This window comes from Sphingomonas sp. CCH15-F11 (assembly GCF_001557005.1).
In the GTDB taxonomy this organism is placed as follows: Bacteria; Pseudomonadota; Alphaproteobacteria; order Sphingomonadales; family Sphingomonadaceae; genus Sphingomonas.
Genome location: NZ_LSKG01000126.1, coordinates 1 through 966 on the forward strand (window position 1 = coordinate 1; position 966 = coordinate 966).

At 64.5% G+C, this 966-nt stretch carries 1 protein-coding gene; it reads left to right on the forward strand.

Annotated elements, in window-relative coordinates; genetic code table 11:
- Window positions 1–217 precede the first annotated feature (217 nt).
- Window positions 218–901, forward strand: coding sequence for a ParA family partition ATPase (gene parA, locus AX709_RS11455; protein WP_066488208.1), 684 nt, complete (start codon window positions 218–220; stop codon window positions 899–901).
- Window positions 902–966 lie beyond the last annotated feature (65 nt).

Below are 966 nucleotides of genomic sequence, written 5' to 3' on the forward strand. Positions count from 1 at the left end.
CCGCTACGCGGCACCGCCGCTCTCAGTCGCTTCGCTCCCCAAGCCCGCAAGCGGTCTTGGCCCTGCCGGGTTCCGATCGGCTGGCGGGGCGAGGATCCGCATGGCGGATCGCCGCCAATCAACATCATTGACCACCGCGCTCCAATCGTTCACACGTTCATGTGTTCACACGTCCACATGCTTACACGCTCACACGTTCACCTGTTCAGGGGTTCACATGAAGGTTATCACTGTCATCAGCCAGAAGGGGGGCGCGGGCAAGACGACGTTGGCGATCCACCTTGCAGCGGCTGGCGCGGGCGCAGGGCTTACGACGTTGATCCTCGATACCGACCCGCAGGCAACGGCGAGCCATTGGAGCGAATGGCGCGGATCGTCGGACCTGGAAGTGGTCGATTGTGCCTCCCCTTCCCTCTTGCCCCGCAAGCTCCAGCAAGCAGCCGAACTCGGGGCCGACCTGGTGGTGATAGACACCCCTCCCCATGCCGACATCATGGCGCGGGAAGCCTGCAAGGTCGCCGACCTGGTGCTGATTCCCTGTCGCCCGCAAGCCTTCGATCTCAAAGCCGTAGAGATGACGGCCGAGCTGGTGCAGGCGACCGGCAAGACCGCGTTCGTGCTGTTCATGGGCGGCCCCCAGCGCGCACCGACGACCTACCGGGATGCCCGCGAGCTGATCGAGGGCGGTGATGGCGTCGCCGGCATGGGCGTGGACGTTGCGCCCGTCATGCTCACCCAGCGGGCGATCTATCATCACAGCACGGCGCAGGGGAAAACCGCGATCGAGCTGGAACCCGAAGGCAAAGCGACCGAGGAAGTTGCCGCGCTATGGGCGTGGACATGTGAACAAGTGAACGTGTCTGCAGCTTCACGAGTGAACAAGAAGCGAGGCGCGGCATGAGCAAGTTCGGCGCGATGAAGCAGCAACGGGCGGAGAGGGCTGGGGCGATCGGCGACAGCTCCGAG

Bases quoted from the DNA above. Each gene is read 5' to 3' on its own strand.
- parA (WP_066488208.1), top strand. From the start codon at position 218: ATGAAGGTTATCACTGTCATCAGCCAGAAGGGGGGCGCGGGCAAGACG.